Source organism: Oleiphilus sp. HI0079 (genome assembly GCF_001635105.1).
Genome location: NZ_LWFT01000585.1, coordinates 1 through 4,321 on the forward strand (window position 1 = coordinate 1; position 4,321 = coordinate 4,321).

Annotated in this window: 4 protein-coding genes; all 4 read right to left on the bottom strand. The window is 49.1% G+C overall.

What is annotated here, in order from left to right; translation table 11 throughout:
- A partial coding sequence (locus tag A3750_RS09970; RefSeq protein ID WP_231871781.1) for a methylmalonyl-CoA mutase family protein occupies positions 1-532 on the bottom strand: 532 nt, incomplete at its 3' end.
- A 104-nt stretch (positions 533-636) separates the two neighbouring features.
- A complete protein-coding gene (gene mce, locus A3750_RS09975) occupies positions 637-1,038 on the bottom strand; it encodes a methylmalonyl-CoA epimerase (protein ID WP_068521733.1) in 402 nt (133 codons plus the stop codon).
- Positions 1,039-1,072: 34 nt separating this feature from the next.
- Entirely contained in the window at positions 1,073-3,919 is a 2,847-nt protein-coding gene (locus A3750_RS09980) for a biotin/lipoyl-containing protein (RefSeq protein WP_068548224.1), read from the bottom strand.
- 40 nt (positions 3,920-3,959) lie between these two features.
- Positions 3,960-4,321, bottom strand: a 362-nt coding sequence (locus A3750_RS09985) for a carboxyl transferase domain-containing protein (RefSeq protein ID WP_197474987.1), incomplete at its 5' end; no start/stop codon positions are given.

Sequence of the window (4,321 nt, forward strand, 5' to 3'; positions counted from 1 at the left end):
CTTGTTCCTCCGCAGCCACGATGTAATTTGCCATGACGGGAAGCACTGCACCGTTCATGGTCATCGATACGGAGACTTTGTCTAGCGGAATGTCATCGAACAAGATTTTCATATCTTCGACTGAATCGATGGCGACACCGGCTTTACCCACATCTCCGGTGACGCGCGGATGATCCGAATCGTAGCCGCGGTGAGTGGCTAAATCGAATGCGACAGAAACGCCCTGTGCGCCCGCAGCGAGGTTTTTACGGTAGAAGGCATTTGACTCTTCTGCGGTAGAAAAACCCGCATATTGGCGTATCGTCCAAGGTCGGCCTGCATACATGGTTGCCATCGGCCCTCGAACATAGGGGGCCATTCCCGGGAGAGTGTCGGTGTGTTGCAGGTCTTTCGTGTCGTCAGCAGTGTAAAGTACTTTGATCGGAACACCTTCCGGCGAGTTCCATGTCATCTCTTCCGGCGTCATGCCCTTCATCTGTTTGGTGGCTAATGCCTCCCAGGCGGTTAGGTCTTCGCGTTTTTTGTCAGTCATATATGAACTCTGCTAGTTCGCTTTTATATTGATGAGTGTGTTGTTTGACCCTGAGTTGCATCGATATGACTTAGGGTGAATCTGTATTGTCATGGATCGAATAACTATTGAGGTTGATTCAGCTCAACTAAGACGCCATCACAACTTTTAGGATGGATGAAGATCACACGGCAATTATGCGCACCTATGGTGGGGGCTTCTGTTAAGAATTGATAGCCCTTGGCTTTCAATCGTTCAACGTCGGCTTCGATATCATCGCTACGAAAACACAGGTGGTGCATCCCGCCGCCTTTTTTCTCGAGGTACTTCTGAACAGGGCCTTGTCCGCGAAGCGGGTGAATGAGCTCAATGCTCGGCTTGTCGACAGGAAAAAACGCGGTACTTGTTAAGGCGTCTTCCACATCTTCTTTACCTTTGAATGTTAATCCGAAATCTTCTGCAAAGCGCTGTATGGCTTTTTCCAGATCCGGAACAGCGATTGCGATATGGTCTAGTCCTGTAATCATCTTTGTTTCCAGCTTTTATCCAAGAGCAATTAATTTAAATGCGATCAATAAATACTGAACAGGCCTGTGTTTTAATTTTGGCTATCTGCTCATCGCTTAAGGTTTCAATTTTTTCATCCGGAACAATCTTAAAGATCGGTTGTCCTTTTTTGATGATCTCTCCATCGTTCTCAATCAAGCATTTTTCGATCACACCAGAAAACGGTGCATTGACCTTGTTGAACATCTTCATGACTTCAACAATGAAGAGCGGTTCGCCCGCCTCAAAGTGATCCCCCTCTTTAATGAACGTGTCCATGTCGGGCGCTTCGCGTGAGTAATACATTCCGCCCGAAGGCGCGAGAATCTCATCGCTTTTAGCTTGTGGCGGCGGTACCAGTACTTTGGCCATCGCTTTTTGTAACTCTGAGTCCGCCAGCGTGTCGGGAATATGGATGGTGAGGTCTTCGTTGACACTCAGGTTATAAAACTCGGTGCTGTAAGCAACATGCGCTAACAAAAGTAGTACTTCGTTACCGAGTTGATAGCCCTTGTGTGCTGCCTTTATGGCTGGCCACTGCTCCTTGCTTACACCTTTTGGCGAGCGCGCAGCGGATAGGGCTTTTTCGATTTCGATAAAGTTGCTGGTGCCAATGGTGAGTTCAAGTTGCTCGTAAAACGCGATCGCATCTTGGAGCACATCGTTATCGTGATCCCAGATCATATCTGCCGCCGGATTTTCTGGCGTGTAGTTCATATTGAGATAATGATAGGTTTCTGAGAGCACGTGAACAGGGTTACGCTTCCAGGAAAGCTGTCCTTTGCTGCTTTGTTCAAAGCTTGTTTTGTGTGTGCTCAGCCAGCCTGACAGGACATGAGGGTTGTTAAATAGCTGTTTCACTGGGCGAGTAAGCAAGAGCGCTTTTAGCTCTGCTGTTGCGGTGATCTCGTCTTTCAATGCTGGTTGCGCTGCAATTTCCTTGGCAACGACAGCCTGATAGACCTGATCTACATCAAGGTCGTTTGCGACCTGCTTTAATTGGCCCACCGCTGTTAGATAAGGCACGATAAATCGCGTGGTGGGTCGGGCATTAATATTATTGCCGATGAACCAGTTGACCAAACCGTAGTGAAATTCAAGGTTAGTAGAGAGGTCTTTGCCTTCAAGTTTGGTGACACGCAAAATTTCAGACAGCCGCTGATAGCTTTCCATTCGGCTGTTGCCGACCGTGAGCAACAGTGCAACGTTGCTATCGTAGGCGCCGGCTAGATGATAGGTCATGAATACGTCTGTATCAGGGTTATGCAAACTGATGCCCTGATCATCTCGAATCTCGCCTTCAAGAGGATTAGACCAGTGTTTAATCACTCCGCCAGCATGCGGTGCAAGCGCGTCATTTGTCGCGTTTAAGCGCGCCTCAACAGAGGCATTAAAACGAGGAACTCTAGTCGGCTTTGGTAGTCGTTTGCCGTGTGCTGCAAGAAGAACCATGGCTTCCACTAGTGACGTGACAACAAAGTGTTCATTGTCGTTCTCTGGGTTGGCGAAGCGCAAACTGTAGCAGAGCTCGGTTACGCGGTGCTCAACTTGAATGCGTGTGTTCATTTCCATGAAGAAGTGCTTGTCGCGATCAACGATGCATTCAAATGTTGAGACGTTGTCTAGGCCGACGGCCTCGCCGAAGCGCTCCGCTTCTTGTTCCATCGCCTCCAGCGTTTTAATGTCCTGGCTCAATACTTTTACTTCTGCATCACGGCCGGCTTTTACCGCATGGGCAAGTGCGTTTTGCAAATCCTCAGCCGTAACCGAGACTTCCAAAAGCTTTTGCTCGTGCATCTGTAATGAGCAGTCGCGGCCGCCCAGAGCCAGAGTCCACTCGCCATTGCCGATTACCTGAATTTCTTGGTGGCGTGTCGTCTCGATATTCAGCTCGACCAACACGTTTTTGTTATCGCCTACGCCGGTGGTTTTTACTTCGTTTAGAATTTCCAGTACCAAGCTTGGTGCAAGATCGGCTACTTCTTTTAGGCGTTTGTCCGCGCTGCCTTTGAGTGATGCTGGGCTCGGTAAAATACGCTGGCCTTTCCCGCCACCCCCGCCAATTGCTTTCAGACGAATGCGGTTTTCAGGGTGCTTTTTGCCAATCTCGACGACTTGTTCAGCAATACTCTCTTGAAGCTCTGCCACGGTGTAGAGATCCACACCTTTCTTATAGCCCGCAGCAAGGACAATGTCGGCTTTGTCCTCCAATGTCTCTGCCGCATCGAAGACTTCCCGGTCAAGCGGAAGGCTTTCGGCCTCTGCCAGCGCAAGCAGCTGGGCTTCATCTTTGTGTTTCTTGAGCAAGGCAAGCGCGGTTGCATTGTCCACGCCTGGTGTGACGCTTACGCCAACATTCAGTGCAGTGCGTTTTGCTTCGTCTTTCAAGCCGGCATCGTGGACTGTCTTTGAGCATGGGCCAATGAAGGTCAGCCCCGCGCTTTCCATCGCGGCGACCATGGTTTCGTCTTCGGCCATAAAACCATAACCAGCAAATATAGCATTGTAATTGTTGGTTTTGGCGATCTGAATAATTTGCTGAATACGCTGTTCACGCTCAGCTTTGTCCGCTCCAGTGTAATCTGGTACGCGATGCACCCGACTCGGGTCAGGCATTTGTCGTAGCTCTGGTGCAAGTGCATTTTGATAAACCACGCTATCTTTTTCGGAGAGCAAAATGCCGTAGTATTCGATGCCCATTTCCGTGAATACATCCATGGCTTCTTTTCGAATCGGGCCGCGACAGATAATCAGTGGGTGAATGTCTCGACAGTCAAAGCTGCGTACCCAGCTGGATGGCGCGTTGTGAAGTTGACGGTCACTGTGGATCAGGTCGTTATTTAAATAATGATTCTTACTCATAATCTTGTTCTATCTCTCTGAAGTTCAAACAGACCGTCGTTTAGAAAAATTCTCGCTGAACGGATTGCATCGGCTCAGCCGTGTAGTGACTTAGATGAAAATTCATGTTCTCGCAGAGAACCTTTCGCAAATCTTTTGGCATGACAATCTGCGAAATCGAACCCAAACTCAGTGCCTCGTTGGGGTTCATCAACTCTTCTTCGTAGCGCTTTGCCAACAAAGCTTCTTGCTCTTTACCCCAAGCGGCGCTTTCTTCTCCTGCTTTTACCGCACCACGTATCGCTCGTAGCTCATTTTTGTAGACGAACTCCACGCCTGCTGGCCCCATCACGGCTGCGCGAGTAGACGGCAATGCGATTACAAAATCAGCGCCGGTCGGATAATTATTGTAAGAGGCGTATG

Bases quoted from the DNA above. Each gene is read 5' to 3' on its own strand.
- mce (WP_068521733.1), bottom strand. From the start codon at position 1,038: ATGATTACAGGACTAGACCATATCGCAATCGCTGTTCCGGATCTGGAA.
- A3750_RS09980 (WP_068548224.1), bottom strand. From the start codon at position 3,919: ATGAGTAAGAATCATTATTTAAATAACGACCTGATCCACAGTGACCGT.